General features: G+C 71.9%; 20 protein-coding genes. 9 read left to right on the forward strand and 11 right to left on the reverse strand.

The window, feature by feature from the left end; all coding sequences use genetic code 11:
• Positions 1 to 110: 110 nt before the first annotated feature.
• The 3 genes from OG230_RS32430 (at position 111) to OG230_RS32440 (ending at position 1,847) form a co-directional block, all read left to right on the forward strand.
• On the forward strand, positions 111 to 860 hold the full coding sequence (locus OG230_RS32430; protein WP_328907316.1) for an SDR family oxidoreductase: 750 nt from the start codon (positions 111 to 113) through the stop codon (positions 858 to 860).
• A 95-nt stretch (positions 861 to 955) separates the two neighbouring features.
• Positions 956 to 1,078: a hypothetical protein gene (locus tag OG230_RS32435; RefSeq protein WP_328907317.1), complete on the forward strand. Its 123-nt coding sequence runs from the start codon at positions 956 to 958 to the stop codon at positions 1,076 to 1,078.
• Positions 1,079 to 1,112: 34 nt separating this feature from the next.
• Positions 1,113 to 1,847: a TetR/AcrR family transcriptional regulator gene (locus OG230_RS32440; RefSeq protein WP_328907318.1), complete on the forward strand. Its 735-nt coding sequence runs from the start codon at positions 1,113 to 1,115 to the stop codon at positions 1,845 to 1,847.
• Positions 1,848 to 1,866: 19 nt separating this feature from the next.
• On the opposite strand, the gene OG230_RS32445 is transcribed toward OG230_RS32440, so the two are convergent.
• The gene (locus OG230_RS32445; protein ID WP_328907319.1) at positions 1,867 to 2,220 is read right to left on the reverse strand and encodes a tetratricopeptide repeat protein; all 354 of its coding nucleotides are present in this window, start codon (positions 2,218 to 2,220) and stop codon (positions 1,867 to 1,869) included.
• Between the two features lie 154 nt (positions 2,221 to 2,374).
• On the opposite strand from OG230_RS32445, the gene OG230_RS32450 reads away from it, so the two are divergent.
• Positions 2,375 to 3,340: a pirin family protein gene (locus OG230_RS32450; protein ID WP_328907320.1), complete on the forward strand. Its 966-nt coding sequence runs from the start codon at positions 2,375 to 2,377 to the stop codon at positions 3,338 to 3,340.
• Between the two features lie 669 nt (positions 3,341 to 4,009).
• Positions 4,010 to 5,083, forward strand: a complete 1,074-nt coding sequence (locus tag OG230_RS32455; RefSeq protein ID WP_328907321.1) for a mechanosensitive ion channel family protein — start codon at positions 4,010 to 4,012, stop codon at positions 5,081 to 5,083.
• A 647-nt stretch (positions 5,084 to 5,730) separates the two neighbouring features.
• On the opposite strand, the gene OG230_RS32460 is transcribed toward OG230_RS32455, so the two are convergent.
• From OG230_RS32460 to OG230_RS32475, 4 genes are all read right to left on the reverse strand, one after another.
• Positions 5,731 to 6,522, reverse strand: a complete 792-nt coding sequence (locus tag OG230_RS32460) for a class I SAM-dependent methyltransferase (protein WP_328907322.1) — start codon at positions 6,520 to 6,522, stop codon at positions 5,731 to 5,733.
• Between the two features lie 228 nt (positions 6,523 to 6,750).
• Complete coding sequence (locus OG230_RS32465) at positions 6,751 to 7,767, reverse strand: hypothetical protein (protein WP_328907323.1); 1,017 nt, start codon at positions 7,765 to 7,767, stop codon at positions 6,751 to 6,753.
• Positions 7,768 to 7,780: 13 nt separating this feature from the next.
• Entirely contained in the window at positions 7,781 to 8,296 is a 516-nt protein-coding gene (locus tag OG230_RS32470) for a hypothetical protein (RefSeq protein ID WP_328907324.1), read from the reverse strand.
• A 309-nt stretch (positions 8,297 to 8,605) separates the two neighbouring features.
• Positions 8,606 to 9,043, reverse strand: coding sequence for a glutaredoxin domain-containing protein (locus OG230_RS32475; RefSeq protein WP_328907325.1), 438 nt, complete (start codon positions 9,041 to 9,043; stop codon positions 8,606 to 8,608).
• 317 nt (positions 9,044 to 9,360) lie between these two features.
• Between OG230_RS32475 and OG230_RS32480 the strand changes: the two genes are divergently transcribed.
• From OG230_RS32480 to OG230_RS32495, 4 genes are all read left to right on the forward strand, one after another.
• Complete coding sequence (locus OG230_RS32480) at positions 9,361 to 12,438, forward strand: type 2 lanthipeptide synthetase LanM family protein (protein WP_328907326.1); 3,078 nt, start codon at positions 9,361 to 9,363, stop codon at positions 12,436 to 12,438.
• 204 nt (positions 12,439 to 12,642) lie between these two features.
• Positions 12,643 to 12,843, forward strand: coding sequence for a hypothetical protein (locus tag OG230_RS32485; RefSeq protein WP_328907327.1), 201 nt, complete (start codon positions 12,643 to 12,645; stop codon positions 12,841 to 12,843).
• 120 nt (positions 12,844 to 12,963) lie between these two features.
• Positions 12,964 to 15,957, forward strand: coding sequence for a helix-turn-helix transcriptional regulator (locus OG230_RS32490; RefSeq protein ID WP_328907328.1), 2,994 nt, complete (start codon positions 12,964 to 12,966; stop codon positions 15,955 to 15,957).
• 269 nt (positions 15,958 to 16,226) lie between these two features.
• Positions 16,227 to 18,065, forward strand: a complete 1,839-nt coding sequence (locus tag OG230_RS32495; protein WP_328907329.1) for an AfsR/SARP family transcriptional regulator — start codon at positions 16,227 to 16,229, stop codon at positions 18,063 to 18,065.
• A gap of 86 nt (positions 18,066 to 18,151) precedes the next feature.
• On the opposite strand, the gene OG230_RS32500 is transcribed toward OG230_RS32495, so the two are convergent.
• The 6 genes from OG230_RS32500 to OG230_RS32525 form a co-directional block, all read right to left on the reverse strand.
• Positions 18,152 to 20,293, reverse strand: coding sequence for a prolyl oligopeptidase family serine peptidase (locus OG230_RS32500; protein WP_328907330.1), 2,142 nt, complete (start codon positions 20,291 to 20,293; stop codon positions 18,152 to 18,154).
• A gap of 115 nt (positions 20,294 to 20,408) precedes the next feature.
• Positions 20,409 to 21,797 carry an MFS transporter gene (locus tag OG230_RS32505; protein WP_328907331.1) on the reverse strand — a complete coding sequence of 463 codons (1,389 nt, stop codon included), beginning with the start codon at positions 21,795 to 21,797 and terminating at the stop codon, positions 20,409 to 20,411.
• On the reverse strand, positions 21,794 to 22,723 hold the full coding sequence (locus OG230_RS32510; protein WP_328907332.1) for a DUF6895 family protein: 930 nt from the start codon (positions 22,721 to 22,723) through the stop codon (positions 21,794 to 21,796). The genes OG230_RS32505 and OG230_RS32510 overlap by 4 nt, the downstream gene beginning before the upstream one ends.
• A gap of 2 nt (positions 22,724 to 22,725) precedes the next feature.
• Positions 22,726 to 23,916 (reverse strand): radical SAM protein, encoded by a 1,191-nt coding sequence (locus tag OG230_RS32515; RefSeq protein ID WP_328911606.1) that lies wholly within the window; start codon positions 23,914 to 23,916, stop codon positions 22,726 to 22,728.
• Positions 23,917 to 24,023: 107 nt separating this feature from the next.
• On the reverse strand, positions 24,024 to 24,986 hold the full coding sequence (locus OG230_RS32520) for a DUF6895 family protein (protein ID WP_328907333.1): 963 nt from the start codon (positions 24,984 to 24,986) through the stop codon (positions 24,024 to 24,026).
• On the reverse strand, positions 24,958 to 26,154 hold the full coding sequence (locus OG230_RS32525) for a glycosyltransferase (RefSeq protein ID WP_328907334.1): 1,197 nt from the start codon (positions 26,152 to 26,154) through the stop codon (positions 24,958 to 24,960). The genes OG230_RS32520 and OG230_RS32525 overlap by 29 nt, the downstream gene beginning before the upstream one ends.
• Positions 26,155 to 26,344 lie beyond the last annotated feature (190 nt).

Consider the following 26,344-nt stretch of genomic DNA (forward strand, 5'->3'; position numbering starts at 1 on the left):
GCTGATAGTAGCGACGCTACGGATGGCGGGTAGCGGTGCTATTCGTTTGGTGTTAGCGTTGATATATCGGGTTGGTCCGAACCGCCGGCCCCTCCATGAGGAGCAATGCCATGAGCGAGCACAACGCCCCCAGCCGCCGCCGGGTCGCCGTCGTCATGGGAGGCTCCCGCGGCATCGGCCGCGAGAGCGCCGAACGGCTGGCGGCGGACGGATTCGCGGTCGTCGTCAACTACGTGGGCCGGCGCACCGAGGCCGAAGCCGCGGTCGCCGCCATCGTCGCCGCGGGGGGAGAGGCCCTCGCACACCGCGCGGACGTGGCCGACGAGGTCGCTGTCTCCGCCCTCTTCGACGCGGCCGAGGACGCCTTCGGGGGAGTCGACGTGGTCGTCCACGCCGCAGGCGTGATGACGCTGGCCCCCCTGGTGGACACGGACCTGGACGCGCTGGACCGGATGCACCGCACCAACATCCGCGGCACCTTCGTCGTCGATCAGCAGGCCGCCCGCCGCCTGCGCGAGGGCGGAGCGATCATCAACTTCTCCAGTTCCGTGCTGTCGCTGTCCCTCCCCGGCTACAGCGCCTACGCGGCTACGAAGGGTGCCGTCGAGGCCATGACGCTGATCCTGGCCCGCGAGCTGCGCGGCCGGGACATCACGGTCAACGCGGTCGCGCCCGGACCGACGGCGACGGCCCTGTTCCTGGACGGCAAGGACGAGGAGACCGTGGCGAGGATGGCGGCCCAGCCGCCGCTGGAGCGCCTCGGTACGCCACAGGACATCGCGGAAGTCGTTTCCTTCCTCGCGGGCCCTGCCCGCTGGGTCAACGGCCAGGTCGTCCGCGCCAACGGCGGCATCGTCTGAGGCGATCCACCTCGTGCGACGGCACCTGTTCCACCGGCGTCGCCCACTCCGGCGCCCCCTTCGCTTCATCGAGCCACCGGCAGAGGAGCACGGCCATGACTGTCGACCCCGCCGACGACGGCAGCGTGGCGGTCGGCGCCGTCGCCGCCCGTATGCGCACCGAGTTCCTCACCCGCATCGGCCTCGACGACCTCCTGACCACCCGTGCCGGCGTCTGAACTGCGCCGGGCGCCGCTTGATAGCGTCCGTCCGATGAGTACACGAGAGCGCATTCTCGAGGTGGCGGCCGGGCTGGTCGCGGAGTCCCCGGACGGCGACGTCTCCACGCGTGCCGTGTGTGAGGCCGCACAGGTGGGCGCACCCGCCCTGTACCGGCACTTCGGGGACAAGGAAGGTCTGCTGTCGGCCGTTGTCGACCACGGCTTCGATGCGTACCTCGCGACCAAAAGGGAACGCGGCGAGTCCACGGACCCGGTGGCGGATCTCCGCAACGGCTGGGACAGCCACGTGGACTTCGCTCTGCGCAACCCGAATCTGTACCGCCTGATGAACTCGCCCGCGATGCGCACCCCGCCCGCGTCGGCGCTCGAATCGCACCGGATTCTCACCCGGGACCTGGAGCGCGCGGCGGAACGGGGAAGGCTGCTGGTCACCCCCGAACTGGCCGCCCAGATGATCATGTCGGCCAACGTGGGCGTGGCGCTCATGCTGGTGGCCCGCCCGGCGACCTTCTCCGACCACTCGGTATCGCGGCGGGTCCGTGACGCCGTGCACGCCTCGGTCCTCACACCCGACCCGACCGACGGCGACGCGTCGGACACGGCGGTCTCCGCAGCGGCGGTCCCGTCCACCGCGGCCACCTTGAGCGCCTTGCTGCGAAAGTCCCACGGGGCGGGGCTCAGTACGGCCGAGGCGGCCCTGATGACGGAATGGCTGGACCGGGTCTCGAACGCGCCGGGAGGCCCGGAGCCGAAGCCCCGGGCCTGATCTCACGGGCGCTGCGCCGCTACGGCGCGTCCGGCCCGAAATCCCCGGTCAGTGCCGCCGCCATCCGCAGGTGGGGGACCGCCTCCGCGTGCCGCCCCTGCCGCTCCAGGGTGCGGCCCAGCATCAGCTGCGCGTAGTCCTCCACGGGGTCGCGCTCCAGGACGGCGCGGAGCTCCGTCTCGGCCTTGCCGAGGCGCGCCGAGTGGTAGTAGGCGCGGGCCAGCAGCAGCCGCGGCGCGACCTGCTCCGGCACTTCCTCGACCAGTCCGCCCAGGATCCGGGCGGCGGTCAGGTACTCCTTGGCGTCGAAGAACATCTGCGCCCGGTCCCAGCGGTCGGCTGCCGTACCGAACTCGTAATAGGTGTCGCTCACTTGTCCTCCTTGGCCGGACGCTCGGCGGACCGGTTCCGCTGTCCTCGCGGTGATCCGTACGGTTGCTTCAACACAGCATAATGGTTGAACATTCCACTAAAATTTCGGCGTGGGGACCGGCGCTCCGGGTCCCCGCGGGAATAGGTTGAGCGCCATGAGCAATCTCGATCGCCAGGCCACCCCCTCCGTGTGCGGAGGACGGGGCTTCGTCGTCGCCGAGCCGGTACGTGAACTACTCGCCCCTCGCCGTGTCCGGCTGGGTGAATCCACCGAGGTGCGCAGGCTGCTGCCGAATCTGGGACGCCGCATGGTGGGCGCGTGGGCCTTCGTGGACCACTACGGTCCCGACGACATCGCCGACGAGCCGGGCATGCAGGTGCCGCCCCACCCGCACATGGGGCTGCAGACGGTCAGCTGGCTCCATGACGGCGAGGTCCTGCACCGCGACAGCGTGGGCAGCCTCCGGACGATTCGCCCGCGCGAACTGGGTCTCATGACCTCCGGCAAGGCGATCAGCCACTCCGAGGAGAGCCCGAAGCCGCACGCCAGGTTTCTGCACGGCGCCCAGCTCTGGGTGGCCCTGCCCGACGCGCATCGGAACGTCGATCCGCACTTCCAGCACCACACCGACCTGCCCACCGTCGTCGCACCCGGTCTCGTCGCCACGGTGATCCTCGGGGAACTCGACGGCGCGGCGTCGCCCGGCACCGCGTACACCCCGATCGTCGGCGCCGACCTGGCCCTGACGAGCGGCGCCGAGGCCCGGGTGCCCCTCGACCCCGACTTCGAGTACGCCGTCCTGTCGATGTCCGGCGAGGCGGAGGTCGACGGCGTCCCCGTCCTGCCCGGCTCGATGCTCTACCTCGGCTGCGGCCGCACCGAACTCCCCCTGCGCGCCCTCTCGGACGCCGGCCTCATGCTGCTCGGCGGTGAGCCGTTCGAGGAGGAGATCGTCATGTGGTGGAACTTCGTCGGGCGTTCGCACGAGGAGATCGAGCAGGCGCGTTCGGACTGGATGGCCGGCGATCGTTTCGGGGAAGTCCATGGCTACGACGGAGACCGGCTGGCCGCCCCCGACATGCCGCCTGTGGCACTGAAGCCGCGGGGAAGGGTGCGCTGAACTGCACTGATGTGGCGGGGACCGGCTGCGCTCCTGGTCGCGGCAGCTCGGTCCCATGCCCAGAAGCGGAATCGGTCCAGCACTTCTCCGGAAGCTTCCGCCGCACGTGCCCGGGATTCCAAAGTGTGGTCGTGTGCGAGCAGCTTTAGTGGACCTAATGCTGACCCCATGCCGACTTTTCTGATGGGGCGTCATGCCCCGGCGCGCATTCGGAACACTGTTGATTCTGGTCGGGGCCGGCCTGGGCATCGGGGATACGTGACCAGGGGGCGCGCTCGAAGGGAGGGTGCGGTGGTGCCGCCGTGGCCTGTGGCTTAACCTCGATCGCTCATGAGTCCTCGTCGGTGTGCTGACGGGGACTCTGTGTTTGCGCGGTGCGTTCTCTTCGGGGTTGGGGCAGGTTGAGGGCCCGGTTGTCGCGTCGGGTGGGCGCCGGGTTCCACTTCACCGGTGTGGCGCGGCGGTGACGCAGTTCGAGGTTCCCGACGCGAGCGGCCCTGCCGCGAAGCACCCCTGCGCATGTAGCAAGATGAGCGAGCCCCGCCGGTCAACGACTCGTCGTTACGGCGGGCCCCGCACATCCCGGACTCGAGCAGCAGGTGGCAGCAAGGTGACGACACATCACATATCAGGCGTACGCCCCCTTTCCGGCGCGACGGCAGGCACCTGGTGACCCGGGACCTCACGCTTCACGGCTGGATCGTCGCGGGCGTCTGGGTGGCCGTCGGGCTCGCGGCGGGCGTCTTGTTGCGCATCCTCCTGCGCTGGCTGAGCAAGCACGCGACCCGTACCCGGTGGAGCGGGGACGACGTCCTCGTCGACGCGCTGCGCGCGCTGGTGCCGATCGCGGCGCTCGCGGCCGGAGTAGCGGCCGCCGCGGCGGCGCTGCCGCTGACCGGCCGGGTCAACAACGCCGTCAACGAGATCCTGACGGTCCTGCTCATCCTCGCCGCGACCATCACCGCGGCACGCGTGATCACCGGCCTGGTGCGGGCGGTCACGCAGTCCCGTTCCGGTGTCGCCGGATCGGCCACGATCTTCGTCAACATCACCCGCGTCGTCGTCCTGGCCATAGGCTGCCTGGTCGTTCTGCAGACCCTGGGCATCTCCATAGCTCCGCTGCTCACCGCCCTCGGTGTCGGCGGTCTCGCGGTCGCCCTGGCTCTCCAGGACACGCTCGCCAATCTCTTCGCGGGCATCCACATCCTCGCCTCGAAGACGATCCAGCCCGGCGACTACATCCGTCTCACCAGCGGGGAGGAGGGTTACGTCGTCGACATCAACTGGCGCAACACCGTCGTACGCAACCTCTCCAACAACCTCGTCATCATCCCGAACGACCAGCTATCCAGCACCAACATGACCAACTTCAGCCGCCCGGAACAGGAGATGACCCTCACCGTGCAGGTCGGCGTCGGCTATGACAGCGACCTGGAGCACGTGGAGCGCGTCACCGCCGAGATCGTGACCGAGGTCATGACGGAGGTCGAAGGCGCGGTGCCCGAGCACGAACCCGCCGTCCGCTTCCACACGTTCGGGGACTCACGGATCAGCTTCACCGTAATCCTGGGCGTGGGTGAGTTCAGCGACCAATACCGGATCAAGCACGAGTTCATCAAGCGGCTGCACAAGCGCTACCGCGTGGAGGGCATCCGCATTCCCTCCCCGGCGCGTACCGTCGCCCTCCAGCAGAACGGCGTGGCGATTCCCCCGCAACGCGACGGATCCCTTTCGATCCCGTAGAACATCGTGGCGGGGCAGTCCTACCGAGGCCGCCCTCTGCCTACCTTGTGGTCGAACGCGCTCATTCGCCGGTTCTCGAGCGCGGGGAACAGGTGATGTTCCAACAGGGAGTCGAGCTGTCGTAGAGACCCCGGCCCCAAGTCCCTTTGCCCGACCTTCCACGCGGCGGCATACTCTCTGAACTGCATTGCCCCGTACTTCGCCACACGCTCGGCCTTCGCTTGGTTGCGAGGGGCCCCCTTCTTCGCTTTGTAGACATCGGTCATCATCGAGGGCGAGTCCGGTGTGGTCGTCGTGGACCCCCTGACAAGAAAGGAGGTCGCCGCCGCCCTGGACCTGTACCGCCGCAACCGCGGGGAGCGCCCGGTCAAGGCCGTGACCGCCGGGGACAGAGGCCACTGGAGGTGGGCTGCGGTACGGGCAGGCGACGCGCTCGCGAGCAGCGCTCGGTGGCTCAGTGACTGCCGTCGAGCCTGGGGCGGACATGGCCGCACTGGCTCGCCACCGGATCGCTTCCTTCCGTAACGTCGAAGTCGAGACGTCGACGTTTGAGGAGCGGGACACCCGCGGTCGACGGGTCGGGGCTGGCACAGCGCTCCACTTGGCCCTTCGGAGACTCGGCCGTCTCGGCCGGCTCCACGGCTTGGTCAGCCCGGCTTGACCGCCAGCGTCGCAAAATAGTTCGACATGTATGGAGCGGATGCGTTGGATTGGTGCGGCGCTTCCGCGAAGCCGGTGAGGACGAACCCCGCGGCGAGTTGCCCGCCGATCTGGTCGGTGAGGGTGTGGCTGTATTCAAGAGGGGCATCCGCGCCGAACTTCGTGGCGCGTTCCTCGGCGGAGTACTGCGTGACATCGCTGTAGGGCAGCTTGTGCACGACGATCAGCTCGCCGCGCTCGTCGAGCGCCTCGTGGTCGAACAAGTACGCATCAGGATTGAGGAAGCCCACGAGCAGAGTTCCGCCCGGTCGCAGGACGCGGAAGCACTCACGCCACACCGGTGCCAAGTCTGGTACAAATAGGTTGGAGACCGGATGGAATACGACGTCGAATGTTGCGTCGCCGAAGGCGCTGAGGTCGCGCATGTCGCCTAGGACGGTGCGCAGCTCGAGCCCGTCGCGCGCCGCCACCATCTGGTCCTGGCCGAGCTGGCGGGGTGAGTTGTCGAATACGGTGACCCGCGCCCCTGCGGCGGCGAGGATCGGACCCTGCTGGCCACCGCCGGAGGCCAGGCACAACACGTCCTTGCCGGTCAGGTCCGTCGGCAGCCAGGAGCGGTCGACCGGCTCACGCCCGATGAGAACAATCGACCAGTCGCCCATGCGGGCGCGCTCGACGTCCTCAGCACTCACCGGCCTCGACCACTCGTTGCCCTCTTGGACACACTTGTCCCAGGCTGCCCGATTGTGGGCAACGGGGTCGACAACAATGTCCTGCACGTTTAACTCCCTGTTGCAGCCAAGCGGACACCTGCAGTACTGACAGTTCGGTGCCGCTAGCCAACACGATTGCAGGTGCGGGCTCAACGAAATTTGCGGGCTACGACGGGGACCGGCTGGCCGCCGGGGTCCTGGCGGCCGCGTCCGTACGCCCGGTGGCTCGCGCGTACGCCGCCGTCAGGCACAGTGCCCGGACCGTGCGCGGTCCGGGCACCGCTGGGTGAGCCCCTACTGGGAGGAGGCCGCCATCTGCTTGCGCGCGGTGGCGACTTCCTTGCCGTGCTGTTCCTTGATCGCGGTCAGCATGCTCTTGTGGTCGGCGATCTGCTTGTCCTGGATCGCGGTCTCCACGTCGGACCAGATCTTCACCAGATCCGTCTGCTGCTTGCAGTCGATGTCGTCGACCGCCAGTGTGATGGCCGCCTGCGACGGCTCCCCGTCGTTCGTGACACCCTGGTCCATCGCCTTGTACGGATCGGCGAGTCCCGCGTGTCCCTTGCCGTCCATACACGACGACCACGCGGCGAAAGCCTTGATGACCTTGTCGTCCTTCATCGACTCCGTCAGGCTGTCGCCGGCGAGCTGTGCCACGATGATCGGGTCGGCCTCCTGCACGCCGAGTTGACCCTTGGACCAGCCGACACAGCCGCCCGTCTTCAGCTTCTTGCCGTTGTGCTCGGCCCGAGCCGGCTTGGTGCCCTGGCCGGGGCTGGCGATCAGCCCTCCCGTCTTGACTCCCTCGGGGGCCTTGGCCGGTTCGGGCTTGGTGTGGCCGGTCAGGACCTCGACCTCGACATCGGACAGATCGCGCAGGGGCTGCTGGGTGTGCTCCCGCAGCGCCGGACGGAGCTGGTAGCCGTACTTCTCGGCCTCGGCCCGGTCGGTGATGCCGTAACGACGTTCGATGTTGGCGTCGTTGTCACTGGGAGGCGGGTTCGCGCCCGCGCGCGGCAGCGCCAGGTCGATGCCGTAGCCCTTCATGCAGGACTGCTGAAGATCGGTGGCGGCCTGCTCGACGGTGACCTGCTCCTCGTAGGAGGCCATGTAACCCTCCAGCGGTAGGGTCAGGTTCTTGGCCAGGCCACTGGTGGGGACCTGCTTGGGCCAGTTCTCTTTGTTCACGATCGTCTTGCCGTCGGCCACGTTCTGCGTGATGTCCGGGGTCGTGCCGGACGAGCAGGCGCTGAGCAGGAGTGCCGAGGCGGTCAGAACTACTGCGGTGGCTATCCGCTGGGTGTGCTTCACGGGGGGTTCCTTCTCAGGCGAAGTGGGAGGACGCGTTGTTGTTCTTCAGAGCGGAGATCAGGTCGGTGATGTTGCAGTCCCCGTAAGGGCCGTTCTTCGCGAAGTACTGAGATGTACCGCCGTATCCGGAGTTGTAGTACACGCGGTAGTTGTCGTCCCGGGCACAGTTCTGCACGGAGGCGGCATTGTTCTTCATGTATTCGCCGTTGCCGTTGCCGCCGTTGCCGAAGACATACCGGTAGGTCGTCAGTGACGATCCCTGGTACTGGCTCGTACCCCAGTGGTCGGACACGTTGCTGTAGTAGAGCGTGAATGCCGACTTGATATAGCCACCCTGGATGGCGATGTCCTTCGAGTTGTAGAACATCCAGAGATCACCGTACGAGCAGGTGATCCACGGAACATCACAGTTGTCGGTGACCTTGTACTCCGCCGCGTGCGCCGGGCCGGCGGTGGCCATCACCGCCACCACCGCCGCGAAGGACGTAGCGAAGGCGGCTGCCTTCTTCTTGAAGCGGACGCTCTTCATCACATCTCCATCGCTAGACCATTTGTGCGAGAAGGATCTTCACACTCCGTCAGGTGTCATGACCATGGTCGTTGCATGATCGAGATCTTGGCGCGCGGCGGATGCGGGCTGCGATGTCCTTCGCTCCGGTGGCCCGGAGTGGCGCGCTGGTGAAATTGCGTCAGATGGAGCTCATACACCGTGTGTTGTCGGCCCGCACGTGTGGGGAGCCCTCGGTGAAGGGAGGGCAAACGGGCCGTGAAATGCGGCCTGTGGCGCTGAAACCACGGGGACGGGCGTGCTGGGCTGTCTGATCAGGCTCGCTCCCGGTCACGCGGGTGGAGAGAGCTGTTCGCGCACCCACTCGGGATCCGGGTTGGCATGGGGCCGGCCCGCCACGACGACAGTCGGCACGGTCTCGTTGCCCTCATTGGCTGCCCGTACCACTGCCGCTCCATCAGGGTCACGCCAGATGTCGACCCAATGCAATTGGCGGGTGCTGCGGCCCAAGCGGATGCGCAGTCGCAGACAGTACCTGCAGCCCGGCCGCCAGTAGACGACCGGTCGGCCGTCGACCGCGCTGTGTCGTTGCGCCTCCAGCGCGCCGATCGACCTCGGGAAGACCAGAGGCGAGTTCACGCCTGCGAGCAGCACGAACATCAGCAGGATCGCTGCGGCCTCCCCGGGGCTTCCCTGGCGGAACAGCCCGATCGCAACGAGTGAGCCGCAGAACCCCAGCAGCATCGGCAAGATCCACGCGCGCATCATGAGGACGCAGGCTACCGATGAGTCGACATGCTTTTCGAACCAGGCTGCTCGGCCCGGGGGTTCGCCGGACGCGCGTGGGGGAGCGCCGTCGGTCATGACCTGGGCGAGTGGCCGGCCCGAGGGGGCAGGCGTCCCGTGCACCGGTGTTGATACCGGCGCGCAGCGGAGGCCCCGGACGAGTTGAGGCGTACCCATCCGTTCGTGGTGTCGCGGCGGGGTCGAAAACATGGGGGGCGATTCCCCATGCAGCGGAGCCCCTTCCCGTACCAGGATCGGCCACGGAGCCGAACGGTCGGCCGAGTTGCGGAGGAGGGGCGATGGCGGCGGAGGCAGGACACGAGCGGGCCGGGGCCTCTCTGGCGACGGTCGAGCGGTGGTGGGAGGCCGGGCTCGTCTGCGGCGACGGGGTCGCAGGGCGGCCGGACTGGGCCGCGCTGGCCGAAGAGGTGTCGGCCGCCGCACCCGAGGAGGCCGAGGCGCCCGAGGGGGAGTATCCGGGGCTGAGCGGATTCGAGTGGGTGCTGCGGCCGTTCACCGTCTGTGCGGGGGAACGGCTGGAGCGGGGCGTCTCGCGGCGGGCGCGGAGGCTCGTGAACATGACCGCCGTGCGGGGGGACCTGGAGCGGCAGCTCGGCGGGAGGCTCGCTCGGGCGGCGGCGCGGACGCTGGTGCTGGAGCTGTTCGAGGCGCGGACCGCCGAGCGCCTGGAAGGGGACGACACGCAGGCCCGGTTCCGGGACTTCCTGGGGCGCACCGCCTCCCGGCGCGGCCTGACGGCCCTGCTGGCCGGGCGGCCGGTTCTGGCGCGGATCCTGGGGCGGACGGCACTCGACGCGGCGGACGCGATGGCGGAGGCGCTGGAGCGGCTGGCGGACGACCACGGGCGTCTGACCGCCGGTCTCCTGGAGGGTTCCGGCGGGGACCCGGGGCTGCTCGTGGGCGTCGAGCCCGGCGCCGGCGACGGGCACCGCGGCGGACGGAGTGTGATGCTCCTGCGTTTCGCCGACGGGGCCCGGCTGGTGTACAAGCCCCGGCCCCTCGCGGCGCACCGCCACTTCAACGTGCTCGTCGCCTGGTTCAACGGCCTGCCCGACTCAGTGGACCTGCGCACCCTGCGGCTGCTCGACCGGGGCGACTACGGGTGGGTGGAGTTCGTCGCCGCGCGGCCCTGTGTCTCCGCGGCGGAGGTCGGGACGTTCTACCGCCGCCAGGGCGCACTGCTCGCGCTGCTGCACCTCCTCGACGGGACCGACCTGCACCACGAGAACCTGATCGCCGTCGGCGCCCACCCGGTGCTGGTCGACGTGGAGACCCTGTTCCATCCGCCGTTGTCGGGCGCCGGCACGGAGGACCCCGCCGCCCGCGCACTCCACGACTCGGTGTACCGCGTCGGGTTGTTGCCGCAGTTGCTGGTGGGCGACCACAGCGCCCTGGACGTGTCGGCGGTCGGCGGCGGGCACGAGGCGGTGTCGCCCGTGGCCCGGGCGGACTGGGCCGACGCCGGCACCGACCGGATGCGTCTCGTGCGCAGGGCCGGGAGGTTCGGCGAGTCCGCCAACCGGCCGCGTCTGGCGGACGGCGAGCCCATCGAGCCGGGCGCGCACATCGAGGCGCTCTGCGCCGGGTTCCGCGCCGCGTACACGGCGATCAGCGCGGCCAGGGAGGAACTGCTCCGGGCGACGAGCCCGCTGAAGGCGTTCGCCGAGGACGAGGTGCGGGTGGTGATGCGACCCACCTGGGTGTACGGCACGCTGCTCGACGAGTCGACGCACCCCGATCTGCTCAAGGACGCCGACGTGCGGCAGCGCGTCCTGGAGACCCTGCGGACCGACCTGTTCGGCACGGTCCTCGCGTCCGGTCTGGTCGACGAGGAGATCGCCCAGCTGTGGGCGGGAGACGTACCGCTGTTCACCGCCCGCCCGGGCCGGGACGGACTGTGGGGCGCGCCGGAGCGGCCCTCGGCCGGCCGTACGGAGCGGCCGGGGCTCGATCTCGTCCTGGCGAAGCTCGCCGCCCTGGACACGGTCGACCGACAGGACCAGGAATGGATCGTGCGGGCCGCGATGGCGACGACCTCCCGCACGCCCGCGCACCGGCCCGCCGAGGGCCGACGCACCCGTACGGCGGACCGCGCCCCGGAGCCGGAGCGGCTGCTGTCGGCGGCCCGGTCGGTGGGCGACCAGCTGGTCTCGCTCGCGTACCGCCAAGGACCGCGCAGCAACTGGATCGGCCTGGAGCTCCTGGACGACCGCTACTGGCGGATCGGCCCGATGCCCGCCGACCTGGCCGGCGGCTACACCGGACCCGCGCTGTTCCTGGCCCAGTTGGCGGCGCTGACCGGAGCCGGTCACTACGCGGAAGCGGCCCGTACGGCCCTGGCTCCGGTGCCCGAGCTGCTCGTCGCGCTGCGTGCGCGGCCCACGGACCTCGGCGCGGTGGGCTCGGGGGCCTTCTCCGGCCTCGGCGGCATCGCGTACGCGCTCGCCGAGACGGCGCGGCTGCTGGACGATCCGGAGGTCGGCGCCTGGGCATCGGCCATGCTGAGGCTGGTCGGCGCGGCGGCCCGGTCCGAGACGGAGCACGGGGTGGGCGCGGGCGTCGCCGGCGGGCTCGCCGTCCTGCTGGCCGCCCACCACGACGGCGCCGCAACCGGCGAGGCGGGGGAGGAGACCCGGCGAGCCGCGCGTGCCTGCGCGGACCGGTTGGCCACCGCCGATCCCACGGTCTTCGGGCGTGACTTCACCACAGGGGCCGCGGGGGTCGGTTGGGCCCTCCTGCGATTCGCCGAGGCCGGCGTGGTCTCCGGGGACGAGGACGGTGAGCGGTACAGGGTCGCGGGCCTGTCCGCGCTCCGGGCGGCAGTCGGCAGTGGGGGACCGGGCGCCGGCCGGGAGGCCGCCCGAGGCGGGCTGTCCGGCGAGGGCCACGGAGGAACATTCGCCGGCTCATCGGCCGATGGACCGGCGGGCGGCGCCCGGGCCTCGGCCTGGTGCCGGGGGCGGGCCGGTATCGCGCTCGCGGTGCTGGACGCGCCGGGCGCCCTGGACGACCCGCAGCTCGCGGCGTGGTCCCGCAGGACCGCCGAGGAACTCGGCCGGGAGCGGGCGGCTCCCGACGACAGTCTGTGCCACGGCGAGGCGGGACTCTGCGAACTCCTCGGCCACAGCGCGCTGCCGGAGGCACGCCCGCACTGGATCCGCCGGGCCGGAGCGCTCCTCGCGTCCATCGAGGAATCCGGAGCACGGAGCGGCGCCCCGGACGGGGTTCCGCACCCCGGCCTGCTGACCGGGCTGGCGGGGATCGGGCACGGTCTCCTGCGAGCGGGGTTCCCGGAGCGCGTGCCGTCCGTGCTCCTCCTGCGGACGTCGGGACCGGAGGCGAAGGACGGGCCCTAGGCCGTGTCCGCCAGTGGACCACCCGCCCGGGGGCATGGATGGCCGGCGGCTCCGCCAGGACCCCCACGGCCGACCACGCCGCCACACCACAGAACACCCAGACCGCACGACCAGGCACACCGCACCACGGCAGCACCGAACCACCGCACCACCGCACCTCTCGGCACGACCACCACTCCTGCGGATGAAGGACGAGTGAGGACCATGCAGATCAGTGACTCGGTGAGATACGTCGACGGCGGCTCAGGCGCGGAGACCGCGGCCCAGGACCACCCGTTGGGAGAAGTGACGCTCGGCGCGGGCGGGGCCCTGGGGCTGCGCAGCCGCCTGCTCGGCACGGCGGAGTTCCGCGCCGCCGCCTTCCTGGACACGCCCTTCACCACCGCCACCGTCCCCCTCTGCTGACGCGAGGCCGGGCACGTCGCCCGGCGACGGGGGGCGGATGACGTCTTGACGGAGCGGCAGAGGGCCGGGGCGACCCCCGGCCCTCTGCCGTGAGGGAAAGGGACCAAGTAGCCTGCGCCCATGCGCGCGACGTCGTCGGTCATCGTGGGGCGGGAAGCCGAGATCGGGCTGATGGACGAGGCCCTGGAGAGCGTCAGGAGGGGTGCCGGACGAGCGGTGTTCCTCGTCGGTGAGGCGGGGATCGGCAAGTCCCGGCTGGCCGGCGAGTGTGCCCTCCGCGCGTACGACCTGGACATGCCGGTGCTGCGTGGCCGTGCCACGTCCACGGGGCTCGTCGTTCCCTTCCGGCCGCTGATCGAGGCGCTGTCCTCGCGGTTCCGGGCGGTCGGTGCCCCGGACGACCCGGAACTCGTGCCCTACCGGCCTGCGTTGGCCGGCCTCGTACCGGAGTGGCGGGCCGGTGCGGTGGCGCCCGGATACGCGATCTCGCTGGTCGAACTGGCCGAGGCGCTGCTCAGACTGCTGGCGGTGCTCGGCCGCGAGCAGGGCTGCGTCATCCTGCTGGAGGACCTGCACGACTCCGACACGGAGACGATCGCGGTCGTCGAGTACGTCGTCGACAACGTGGCGGACCTGCCGGTCATGCTGGTCGGCACGCTCCGCCCCGACCCCGGCCCGGCGCTGGACCTCGCCCTCGCCGCCGAACTCCGCAACACCGCCTCGCTGAGGGAGCTGAGGCCGCTGGGCGAGGCTGCCGTACGGGACATGGTGGACGCGTGTCTGGACGCCGGGCAGGGTGAAGTGCCCCCGGGCGTGCATCGGCAGCTCTCGCAGCGGGCGGGCGGGAACCCGTACCTGGTGGAGGTGCTTCTGGCCGACCTGCTGGACACCAAGCGGCTGAGCAGGGCCGACGGCGGGTGGCAACTCGCCGACTGCGGCGAGGCGACGGTACCGACGGGCGCGGTCCGCAGCTGGGCGCGCCGGCTGGACCGGCTCGACGAACCGGTGCGCGAACTGGTGCTCATCGCGGCGACGCTGGGCGGCCGGTTCTCCGTCGGGGCGCTCAGGGCGGTGACCGGGCTCGACGACCGGGCGCTGTTCGCGCACCTCCGGGCAGCCTCCGAGGCGGGGATCATCGCCCCGGACGGTGCCGCCCACGACCACTACACCTTCCGTCACGTCCTGACGGCGGACGCGCTCAGGGCTTCGCTGCCCCCTGCCGAGCAGGCGGCGCTGGCCCGGCGCGCGGCCTCGGCCATCGAGGAATCGGTCGGCTTACTCTCCGGCGAGGAGCGCCAGTTGGTGGCCACCCTGCGGCTGGCGGCGGGTGACAAGGCGGTGGCGTCCCGGCAGTTCGCCCAGGTCGGCCGGCAGATGCTGGACGCCGGCGCGTCGGGCTCGGCCGCCGTGCTGCTGGAGCGTGCCCGGGGGCTCGCGGCCGACGAGGAGCGGGACGAGGTCACCGTGCAACTGGCCATCGCCCAGGCGGAGTCCGGGCGGATCGACGCGGCGTCCGCGTTGCTCGAGGATCTGCCGCCGGTGGCCGCCGGGTCGCGGACGGCGGAGGAGCGGGCCCAGGCGCACACGCAGGTCGCGTGGGTCGCGACCATGGCGGAACAGCAGGAGGAGGCGCGCCGCCGTATCCGGGCGGCCCGCGCACTGTTCGGGGGCGCGCCGCGCCCGGAGCAGGAGGCGGCGCTCGTGGTGATCGAGGGCCATCTCGCGCTGTTGCCGGAGCAGGACGGCCGCGGTGAGGGGACGGGCGGCCCGGGGGGCCAGGACGGCCGCGAGCGGCTGAAGGAGGCGGAACGTTCCGCCCGGCGCGCCGCGCTCACTGCGGAGCAACGCGGCCGGCCCGTGGTGGCCTGCCAGGCATGGCAGTTGCTCGCCCTGCTGTCCAGGGAGCGCGGCTTCGACGAGGCGGATGCCTGCCTGGTCCGGATGCTCGCGGTCGCCGAGAAGCACCGGCTCGCGGGATGCCGGGCCGAGGCGCTGGTGCGGCTCGGTACCAACGCGTTCATGCGGACCGGGGAGGCGACCCAGCTGGAGACCGCCCGCGTGGCGGCCCACGAACTCGGTTCGCTGGTCCTGCTCCAGACCGTCGACGGAATGCTCGCCATGCAGAGCGTGCTGGCCGGGAGATGGGACCGCGCCCGAGGGATCGTCGAGCAGTCCGTGGAAGCCAGCGCCCGCCTGCAGAACCTCTCGGCGCACCGCTATCTGCTGCTCGTCGACGCCGTGCTCGCCGCCCACCAGGGACGGGCCCGTGAGCAGGAGCGGGCCCTGGCCCGGTTCCGCCGGGCGGGCGGCGAGGAGTCGATGCTCGTTCCGCTGCAGCGCGGGCTGTGCCAGGCCGTGGGCGCGCTGATGGGGGAGGACCGGGCACGGGCGACGGCCGCCCTGGACGCCGCCCTGGTCTGGGAACGGGAACACCCGAGCTTCTTCTATCTCAGCGGCCGGTACGGGCTCCGCCCCCTGCTGCGGATCCTCGACGGCGACGAGGACGGTCATGAGGCGTACCGGGAGGCGCTGGCATCGCCGGGCGGACAGCTGGCCTGGAACCGGATGTTCCTCGGGATGGCGGACGCGGTGCTGCGCGGCCGGGACGGCGACGCGGACGGCGCGCGGCGCGCCGTGGAGGAGGCCGGCCGCGCGGCGGTGGTGTTCCCGCAGGTGTGGCATCTCGCCCTGCGCATGACCGCCGAGGCGGCGCTCCGCGACTCCTGGGGCGAGCCGGTCGCGTGGCTGCGGACCGCGGAGGAGTACTTCCACGAGGCGGGCGTACAGCCGGTGGCCGGGGCCTGTCGGGCCCTGCTGCGGCAGGCGGGGGTCAGCGTGCGGCAGCGCCGGGGCGGCCGGGAGCGGATTCCCGCGGAGCTGCGCAGCGCGGGTGTCACGCCACGCGAGTACGAGGTGTTCGTGCTGCTGGCGGAGCGACCCGGCAACCAGCAGATCGCGCAGCACCTGTGCATCTCGCCCCGGACGGTGGAGAAGCACATGGCGAGCCTGATGACCAAGACCGGCTGCGTCGCCCGCTCGGCGCTGTGCGCACTGTCGGCGGAAAAGGCGGAGGACCGGGAAGGGGCCGGCGCTTCACAGGTGTCGCCGGCCTGATCCGTACGGCCGGCCGGGCCGTCGCTCCTTCTGCGCGCGGCCCGGCCTTCGGCCGAACGACGGCAGTTTGACGACAGGCCCTAGGTCCGCCCCGTGGGGGCGGGCGGCAGCCGGGATGGGGGACGCGCCCGTCTTCATGGGGGTCCGCACCCCCATGACGCGGTGGCGTGCGGCGCGACTCTGCGGGCCGGGCACCGATGTGCGGGGGTTCCGGGCGGCGGATCATCGAGCAGAACGACCCACCCCCCGCCCCCTCGGAGGTTCGCTCGATGCCGCGTCTGTTCACGCAGCCCGCAGCGTTACCCGGCACGCTCCGGTTCTCCGTCCTCGGCCCGCTCGCGGTCCACCGTGACGACCGGGCTCTGCCCCTCGGCCCGTTGAAACAGCGCGTCGTGCTGGCGACGCTGCTCGGCTCCGCCAACAGCCCCGTGTCCGTGGACGCGTTGACCGACGCAGTCTGGCCGGAGGAGCCCCCTCGTACCGCACGCAAGAACCTCCAGGTGTACGTCAGCGCCCTGCGCGCGCTGCTCGCGGAGGACCACCAGGACCGGCCGCGGCTCACCCACACGCATGGCGGATACGTGCTGGGCGTCGCCGAGGACGAGCTCGACCTCCTGCGGTTCCGCTCCCTGGTGCGGGCCGCCGAGGGGCAACCGCCCGGCCCGGCCGCCCTCCTGTTGCGTCAGGCCCTCGACCTGTGGAAGGGGTCGCCGCTGGGCGACGACCTGCGGCAGTCGCCCCGGCTGGCCGAGGAGACCGAGCGGCTGGAACTGCGCCGTCTGACGGCGTACGAGAGCTGGGCGGAGCTGGAGCTGGAGGTGGGCGGCGCGCCGGCCGTGGTCGAAGGGCTGCGCGACCTGGTGGAGCTGCACCCCCTGCGGGAGAGGCTCCGGTCCGTCTGGATGCGAGCCCTGAGCGGGTCCGGCCGGCAGGCCGAGGCGCTCGCGGTCTACGACGACTACCGGCAGCTCCTCGCCCGGGAGTTGGGCCTTGAGCCCAGTGCCGCCATGGCAGCACGGTACCGGGCGATTCTCGCGGGTGACGACCGGCCCGGAGTGGCCGACGCCGTCGGGCGGCCGGGTGCACCGGCCGCTTCCCGCCGCGCCGCGGCCACGGAGGCCCTCCCGTCCGACCTCGTCGACTTCACCGGACACGGCGAGGAACTGCGCTACCTCACGGACCTGTTGGAGGGCGACGGTGACGGTGGCGTCGTGCTGCTCTCCGGCCCCGCCGGGGCCGGGAAGACCACGCTGGCGGTGCGGGCCGCCCACCTCCTCGGCGACCGGTTCACCGACGGGCGGATCTGCGTCTCCCTGCGGGACGCGGACGGCCGTGCCCGCCCGCTGACCGCCGTGCTGGCGGAGGTCGGCGAACGGACGGGCCGGGCCGGGCTGTCGGGACCGGAGGCGTGGCGCGAGTGGCTGGCGGCACACCGTGTGCTGGTGGTTCTGGACGACGTGCCCGAGGAACGCGCCGTACGTCCCCTGCTCCCGAGCGGCGGGCTGGGCAGGGTGCTGCTCACCGCACGCGGCCAGCTGGGCGGTCTGGCGCCCGTGCGCCGGATCTCCGTCCCGCCGCTCGGCACCGCCGAGGCCGTACAACTGCTCGCCGGGCTCGTCGGCCGGAGCCGGGTGCGGGCCGACCGGGAGGCCGCGCTCCGTATCGTGCGCGCCTGCGGCGGCTCGCCGCTGGCGGTCCGGGTGAGCGGGATGCGTCTCGCGGTGCTCCGCCACGTCCCGCTGCGGGAGTTCGCGGACCGGCTCGCCGACCCCGGTGGGACGCTGGACGAACTCACCTCCGGGGACGTGTCCGTACGGCACCGGCTGGCCCGTGGCTGGGAGGCGCTGCCCGAGGAGTGCGGCAGGGACGCGGGTCGGCTGGCCGCGGGCACCGGGGACGGTCCGTTCGGCCTGAGCGAGGCGGCCGAAGCCCTCGGGTGCGACGAGCGGCACGCCGTACGCGTGGTGGAGGGGCTCATCGACGCCGGAATGGTCACCTCACCCGGCGGCGAGGTCACCGCGCACGCGGCGCAGTACGAACTGCCGCACCTGATAAGGCTGTACGCGCTCGGCGCCGGGCACGGGACCCCGGTGCGGGTCCCGGGCTGAACGACGCGGCCGGGGCGGGCGTGCGGCCCCGGCGCCCTTGGCCCGGCTTCCGGCCGCCCACCGTCGGGCGGCCGGAAGCCGGCGTCTCAGGGGGTCGCCGGACGGGCACGTCCGGGGGCCGGAAGGCCCACGTGTTCCGCCAGGAAGGCGAGGCACTCGGCCTGCAACGCCGCCGCCCGGGACGCGGACCGGTCGCCATGGCCGACGCCGCGCTCCAGCCGCAGCAGGACCGGTCCTGCGCCGGACGAGGCGTGCTGGAGCGCGGCGCACATCTTGCGGGCGTGCAGCGGATCGGTCCTGGTGTCGCCGTCCGCGGCGGTCAGCAGCACCGCCGGGTACGCGGTTCCGGGCGTGACCCGGTGATAGGGGGAGTAAGCGAGCAGCGTCGGCAGCAGGGCGGGATCCTGCGCGCTGCCGTACTCGGGCGTCCAGCTGGGCCCGAGCCCGGACAGCTCGTAGCGGACCATGTCCAGCAGCGGGGCCATGCACACCACGGCGGCGTACTTCTCCGGCTGCTGGGTGAGGGCGGCGCCGACGAGCAGCCCGCCGTTGGAACCGCCCATGACCGCGAGCCGGCCCGGTTCGGTCCAGCCCGCCGTGATCAGCCGGTCGGCGGCGGCGGAGAAGTCGTCGAAGGTGTTCTGCTTGTGCTCCCCGCTGCCGGCCCGGTGCCAGGCATCGCCCTCCTCGCCGCCGCCGCGCAGACCGGCCCAGGCGAACACCCCGCCGGCCCTGACCCAGGCAAGGACCTGGGCGCGGTACCGGGGGGACATCGTGCGCCCGAAGCCGCCGTACCCGGTCAGCAGCGCCGGGCGCGGCACGTCCGGGCGTCCGGTGGGGGAGATCACGAACATGCGGACCGTCGTCCCGTCCCGAGACGGGAAGGCGACCTGGCGGGTGACCGCACCGACGACCGCCAGGGCGCCCGGGGCGTCGCGCTCCCAGCGCGTCAGGCGACCCGTGCGCGCATCGAAGCGGAGCACCCGCGGCGGTGTGACGAAGTCGGTATAGGCGAACCATGCCTCGTGGCTTCCGTGCGGCCCGGCCGCGAAGTCGCCGACCGCGCCCGTGCCGGGGAGGGGGACCGTGGCCATCTGCCGGCCCTCGACCAGGTCGTGCACCGTCACCTCGGCCACCGTGTCACGGGTCCAGGCGGCCAGGCCGACCGGCCGCGGACCGGACAGCACGGTGAGGTGCGTCAGCACCGCGTCGGGCCGTTCGGGGATCACCTCGCGCCAGGCGGCGGGGCCCAGGTGGAGTTCGGCCGGCCGGCACGCGACGACGCGACCGCGAGCGGCGTCGCGGTCCGTGCGCAGCCACACCCAGTCCCGCGGACCCGTGTCGGCCACCGCGTGCAGGCGGGTCGCGGCCTCCATGCCTTCCTGGACCGGCCGCAGCAGCGGTCGCCCCAGCGGGCCGGCGAACAGGTCGGCCAGATAGAGGTCGGTGCCGCGGCCGGTGCCGAGCGTTGCCGTGACGCCCAGCCAGCGGCCGTCGGCGGTCACGGAGACGCTGTAGAACTGGGTCTTGTCCCGTCCTTCACCGAAGACCAGGGCGTCCGCGTCGGGTTCCGTACCGATCCGGTGGAGGTAGACCCGGCGGTGGTAGCGCTCCTCGCCGGGGTTCAGACGGGGGTCCAGATGTCTGACGTAGTAGAACGCCTCGCCCCCGGGCAGCCAGCCGATCGACGACTTCCGTACCCGGTCGACCGGACCGTCGACGGTCTTCCCGGTGGCCACGTCGATCACCCGGAGCTGCGAGTCCTCCGTGCCGTTGCGCGACACCTGGCAGGCCAGCAGATCGCCCTCCAGGGAAGGCTCCCAGGCGTCGAGCACGGTGCGTCCGGACGGGTCGAGGGCGCTGGGGTCCAGCAGCACCCGCTCCGCCGTGTCCGTCCCGGCCTCCGCCACCACGAGCACAGGATGCTCCTGGCCGGCGTCCTGCCGCAGCCAGAAGGCCCTGCCGCCACGGACCTTGGGCGGCCTGGCGCGGTCGACGGCGTTGAGCTCCGCCACCTCCGCCTCCCACCGCTCCAGGCCGGCCCAGGCCGCCCGTTCCGCCTCGTAGAGGGTCTCCTGCTCCGCACCCCAGCGGAGCGTCGAGGCGGCCTCGGCGTCCTCCAGCCAGCGGTACGGGTCGGGGACGCGCACCCCATGGAGCTCCTGGACGACGTCCTGGCGCTCCGCGTGGGGGTACTGGCTCCGTGTCGGTCGCGCGTCAGGGGTCACTCGATGCTCCCTCGGGTGTGGTGGGCGGACGGTGCAGCGATCCGCGGCCGGCCGGCGCGCGGTGCCGGTAGCCGGGTCGCTCGGTGCCGGGCACCCGACGACCGGATGGCGGGGCTCAGGCCGGTCGCGGGCCGGGTGGTGCGGCCGTTCCGACAGCTGCCTCCTCGGGAGCCTTCTCGGCTGTCTCCTCGGTCGTCTCCCTGCCGGGCAGGGCGAAGAAGGCGAAGACACCGGACAACACCACGATCAGCCCGGACAGCGCGAAGATCGTGTCGATGGGGCCGAACCGGAGACCGCCGACCGAGCCGGAGACGCCATGCAGGACGGAACCGGCGAGCCAGCCGGACAGGACCGCGGAGAGCATCGACGCCAGCTTCGTCACCGGGTAGAACACGGCCATCACCCGGCCGAGGTAGTCCGCCGGCGCCGCCGCGAGCAGGAGCGGTGCCATCGCCGTGTTCAGCACGGTGAGCGGAACGGTGAAGACGAAGAGCAGGGCGATGCCGCCGATGAACCCGGTCTGCCGGGAGTAGGCGACCAGCAGAACTCCGCTCACCAGCAGGCTGATCCACGTACTGCGCCGTGCTCCGAGCCACTGGACGACCCGGCCCCCGCACAGCGCTCCGGTGATGCCGCCCACTCCCATGGCCATGCCGATGTACCCGTAGAGGTGGGCCGACGCGTGGAGGTTGTCGGTGGTGAAGAAGACGTTGAGGGTGCTCAGCGCGCCGATCCCGAACTGGCCGATGACGGCGAGCAGAAGGAGCGCGACGAGGAACCTGCTCCGTGCGAAGAAGCGCAGGCCGTCCACGAACTCCCGCCGTACGCTGGTCCGTTGCCGCACCGCGGGCTTCGGGGCGGCGTCCGGACCGGCCGAGCCGGTGGCCGGCGGACGTACGCCGATGGAGCGGATGGCGATGTACGACACCGCGTAGGACAGCGCGTTGAAGAGCATGGCCCACTGCAGACCGGCGGTGAACAACAGGGGCGCGGCGAGGGGCGGGCCGATGATCCAGGCCGTCTCACCGGTCGCCTGTGCGATGCCGGCCGCCCGGGCGCGGTCGGCTTCCCCCGTCACGAGATCCGCGAGAATCGCGAAGCGCGCCGGTGAGAAGAACTGGCCGGCCGCGTGCAGCAGGAGCACGGTCGCGTAGACGAGGGCGAGCCAGGCTCCTGCCGGGAGGTCGTCGACCGGCAGGAAGGTGGCGGCGGTCAGCACGGCCACCAGCCCGATGCGGACCACCTCGGTGCGGAGCATCGTGACGCGCTTGTCCCAGCGGTCGACGAAGACGCCCGCGAGCGGACCGATGACCAGCACGGCGGCGCTCGACGCCATCAGGACGCCGCTGACCGCCATGGGCGCCCATGTCTCGTCCTTCGCCAGAACGGTGGCCACCCACAGCACGAGAGTGGTGCTGAAGACGGCGTCCCCCACGGACGAGACGGCCTGGCCGAACCACAGGCGGGTGTAGTCGCGGTTGATCAGCGTCAGGCGCGGTGTCATGAGTGCCTCGGCGAGGAGACGATCAGCGCCATGAGGGCGGTCACCAGGGTCGTGTGGTACGCCTTGCGGAAGAACTCCCCGGCCGGGGCCGACGGGGGTGCCGCGAGCGCCGCCGACCGCCCCGGGATCGCGCCGTCGGGCCGCTGGGCCCGTACCAGGCACTCCACCGCCGCGGCTCCCGAGGGCGTGCGCAGCGGTTCGCTCCCCAGGATGAACTGGGTGAGGACGAGTTCCGCGGCCAGGTCCCACCGATCGTGCTGGACGCAGTGGTCCAGCATCCGGGCGACCAGTGCCCGCGCGTGGGCCAGGGCGCTCCCGGTCAAGCCGGGGGCGGTCCGGCCGAAGTCGCCGAGATAGAAGGCGGTATGGGTCAGGGCGTATGCCTCGGGGGTGGCGAGCGGCGCCGCGTCCGGTGACGCCGGTACCTCCGCGGTGGCGGAGGGGAGGGCGACGAGCGGGCTCCGCGGGAGGAGTTCGGCGTACGGCTCCATGCCGTGGCGTACGCCGGCCTTGTCCGCGTAGTAGCGGATCTCGATGCCCCGGTAGGCCGATTTCCCGTGCGGCGAGAGGAGGTCGGGGGACAGCCGTGCGAGCGTGGCCCGGCACTCCGTGCCGCCGATCCCGTCGGGGGCCAGCGCGGCGTAGATCAGCCCGTACGTGGAGGCGTGGGCGGGGACGTCGTCGAAGAGCGGCGGGAAGTCCGGATCCTGCCAGAGCTTCCGGACGAGGGCGATCGCCCCGCTCAACGCCTCCGGTGCGTGTTCCGTGCGGGCCGCGCAGTGGCAGAGCAGCGCCAGTTCGAGTGCGGCCTTCGCCTTTCCGTGCGTCGCCGACCGGGCGCTCGACGAGAACGGGTCGAAGTGGTCCAGATTCCGTCCCAGCCAGTCGAGCGCGCCGGAGGAGAGCTGCTCCAGAGATGAGGACATGGCTACAGCCGCCCCGTCTCGTCCAGGTAGTCGAGCAGGGCCGTGTCGACGGTGTCGCGGAACCGCGCGAGCGTCCGTGCGTCCTCGTCGTAGCGGTAGAGGTCCTGGCAGGCGACCCACCGGTCGTCGGTCACCGTGCTGGGCAGGTAGCCCTCGGCGACCGTCCCGACCTCCCAGTCGGGTTTGCCCGCGGTCTCCCAGCAGCTGGCCAGGGTCCCGTCCGCACTCACCACCGCGCCGTAACGGCCGTCGGCGTGACCGCAGGTGACGCAGGTCTTACGGGAGCCCGGTCGGCTCACGGCGAAGCCGAGGTCGAGCGCCCGGCGCTGCCAGCGGGTGAAGGCGGTCGGCAGTTCGCCCGTGTGCAGCAGGCTGTTGGCGTAGCCGACACCCACGTCGCCGATACGGGCGAAGTACAGGGTGCACCGTGCGGGGTCGAGGGTGGCCGCGAGCCGTTCGATCAGCGCGTCGACCCCGTGGAAGGTCTCCTGCGAGACGTTCACCCGCAGTGTCCACTGGAGCTGCGAGACCTCGGAAGCCTTGACGATGTTGCGGACGATCTTGTCGAAGGTTCCGCTGCCGTCCGCCCGGCCGATCCGGATCCGGTCGTGATCGGCGCGGTCGCCGTCGAAGGTGACCTGGACGGACGTCAGCCCGAGGCCGGCGAGCCGCCGCGCCAGCGTCGGGGTGAGCAGCGTGGCGTTGGAGATCATCCAGGCCGAGGTCGGCGCGATGTCCGCGGCCCGCTCCAGCAGTTCCACGCAGCCGCGGGGATTGAGCAGGGGCTCCCCTCCGAAGAGGAGGATCCTGAGCTTCTCCAGGCCGACGGCGGCCATCTGCCGCTCGGTGAAGCCGAGGAGCGAGGAGATCGTCTCCGAGGTGAGGCGGGTCCGGGCGATCCGGGGCGGCCGGGTTCCGCCCAGCTGGTCCTGCGCGGTGTTCTGGAAGCAGTATCCGCAGCCCAGGTTGCAGTGGGTGCTGGTGAGGACGGTCAGCGCGTAGGCCCGGACCTGGGTGGGTGTGAACATGCCGCTCTCGCGCAGCCGTTGTTCCGCCTCGGGACGCAGGGCTCCGTCGGCGGTGACGTGCCGCCCGCCGAGGCGGGCCACCCCGCCCGGGCCGAGGAACCACCAGTTGCGCTCGCCCTGGAGGAGGCGCGCGCCGGAGGGGGCGGTGGCGGCCCGGTCGGACAGCACAGCGTGTCCGGAGCCTGCCGCTCGTTCCGGACCCGTCGGCCGCCCGGTGCCTGCCACCTGTTCGGGGCTCACCGGCCGTCCGGGGCTCACCGCTTGGTCGATGGTCACCGCGCCTCCCGCACTGTTGTTGTTCCTGCGGCGCATAGCCCGCCGGCCCGCCCGCTCGTGACGATGAGTGTCGCCAGCGCTGTGACGAGGGTCGTCTGGTAGGACTTCCGGAAGGACTCCACAGGAGTCGCGTCCGCCGCCGCACGCTTGACGACGGACCGTCCGGGGATCGCGCCGTCGGACGCCTGGACCCCTGCGAGCATCCGGAGGCCGGCCGCCCCGGAGGGGGTGCTCAGCGGATCCGCTCCCAGGCAGTACTGGGCGAGTACGAGCTTGCCGACGAGGTCCCATTCGCCGAGTCCCACGCAGTGGTCCGTGAGCCGTTCCACGACGCTGAGTGCCCGCACCCTGGCCCCCTCGGTCAGGGCGGGAGCACGGAGGCCGAAGTCGCTGAGGTAGAAGACGGTGTGGGTGACCACGCAGACATCCAGGTCGGCCACGGGCAGCGTGGTGGCACGGGCCGGCAGGCTGGCCGCGTACAGCTCCTCGTACGAGGCGAACCGGTGGTCCGCGCCCGCGAGATCGGCGTAGAACCTGGCCTCCAGATGGAGGTACGGCGGCTTCCGGCGCGGCGCGAGGTAGCCGTCGGCCGTCAGTCGGGCCAGTACGGCGCGGGGCGCCTCGGTGGCGCTGCCGGCCGGTGCCAGTGCCGCGTACATCAGCTCGAACTGCCGTGCGTACCGCGGGTCGAGGGTGAGCAGGTGCGGGAAGTCCTCACGCTGCCAGGCATGTTCGACCACCGAGGCCACCTCGCCGAGGGCGGCGTCACCTGGCGCGGCCTTCCCCAAGTAGCGTAAAAGCAAGCCGAGTTGCAGGAGGGCCTTGACGCGCGGAGTGACCGGCAGCTCGGTGTGGCCTGCCGGGGAGTCGAGGTACCGCGCGTGCAGCCCTATCCACTGCCGCGCACCCGCGGACAGACGTGCCACGGCCTCATCGAGGCCGGCTGATCGCGTACTCATGGTCCTCCTTCGGGGTCGCGGATGCCTGAGCCACCCGCTCGACGGTGTCGGCCGCGCGCGCCGCGCTGTCCGGCGCGGCCAGCCTGGCGCCGAGCGCACGGGCGCGGGTCCGCAGGCCGTCGTCGCGCCACACCGACTCCAGCAGCGCCGCCGGTTCCGCGGACGGGGTGTTCGGTAGTCGCACGGCCACGCCCGTCCGTACGCAGGCGCCGGTGAGCAACGGCTGTTCGGAGCCATTGGGCGAGAGCGCGAGGGGCAGCCCGCGCAGCAGAGCGGCCAGCACGGGAGCGGAGGTGCCGTTGGCCAGCACCAGCCCGGCCAGGTCGACGAGCGGACCCATCCAGGGCTTGCGGACGAGCAGGATGTCGGCGCCCGGAGCGGGGTGAGGTTCGGTGGAGCGGCCCTGCTCGACCACGGCCTGGAACCGGCCGCCGGTGAATGCCTCGTTGAGTCGGGGCCACAGACTGTTGCCCCCGAAGAAGCGGCCCAGGTGGACGTAGACGACGGGTTTGCCGGACCGTTCCAGGTGTGCCCCGACCGCCTCGACCTCCGCCCGGTCGGGCGTCGGCTCCCAGGTCAGCGGGCCCACGTGCCGTACCCGCTCGGGGAGTTCCGCGCCCGGGTACTCCAGCGCCGGATCCCCGCGCAGCAGCAGCGCGTCACCCAGCAGCGGGTCCTCCCACCGGCCGGCACGCCCTGTCAGACCGGCCTCCTCCCGCGCGGCGGCGTAGATCCGCCGGCAGTCGAGGGTCCGGCTCTCCCGGGTCCTGCCCAGGTGCCGTTCGTCGGCGCCACCCGCCCGGTAGTCCCACAGATGGAGCGAGAGCCCGATCACCACCACCGGAATGTCCAGTGCCTCGGCGGCGAGCAGGGCGCCGGTGCACAGCACGGAGGTGACCAGCAGGTCGGCCCGCGCCTCCCGGGCCGCGCGCAGCGTCGCCCGGTACTGCGCCGCTCCGGTCTTCCCCCACCACGTGGCGGAGAACGCCCTTCGTCCGCCGAAGTCCTCCGCCGCCGCGAAAGGCAGTCCGGCCTCTGCCGCGACGGGCGCGGCGCTGGACCGGCCCAGCACGCTGACGTGGTGGCCGCGGCGCCGCAGCTCCCGCCCGGTCGCGATCGCCGGGTACAGGTAGCCGCCGTCGCTGAGCGGGCAGAGCAGGATCTTCACGACTGCGCGCTCCCTCGGGGCGTGGCGGGCGGTGGCGGGGTGGCCGCGGGCCCCCCGGCTCCTGGCACGATCTGCCGAGAACCGGGTGGCCCGCGCGGTGCTCAGAACTCATGACCTCGTGTCAGGAGAGGTCACTGGAGTTGTTGACGATGCAGCCGGCCTCGGCCTCTTCGTCCTCGCTGTGGGCGAC

This window comes from Streptomyces sp. NBC_00234 (assembly GCF_036195325.1).
Taxonomy (GTDB): Bacteria; Actinomycetota; Actinomycetes; order Streptomycetales; family Streptomycetaceae; genus Streptomyces.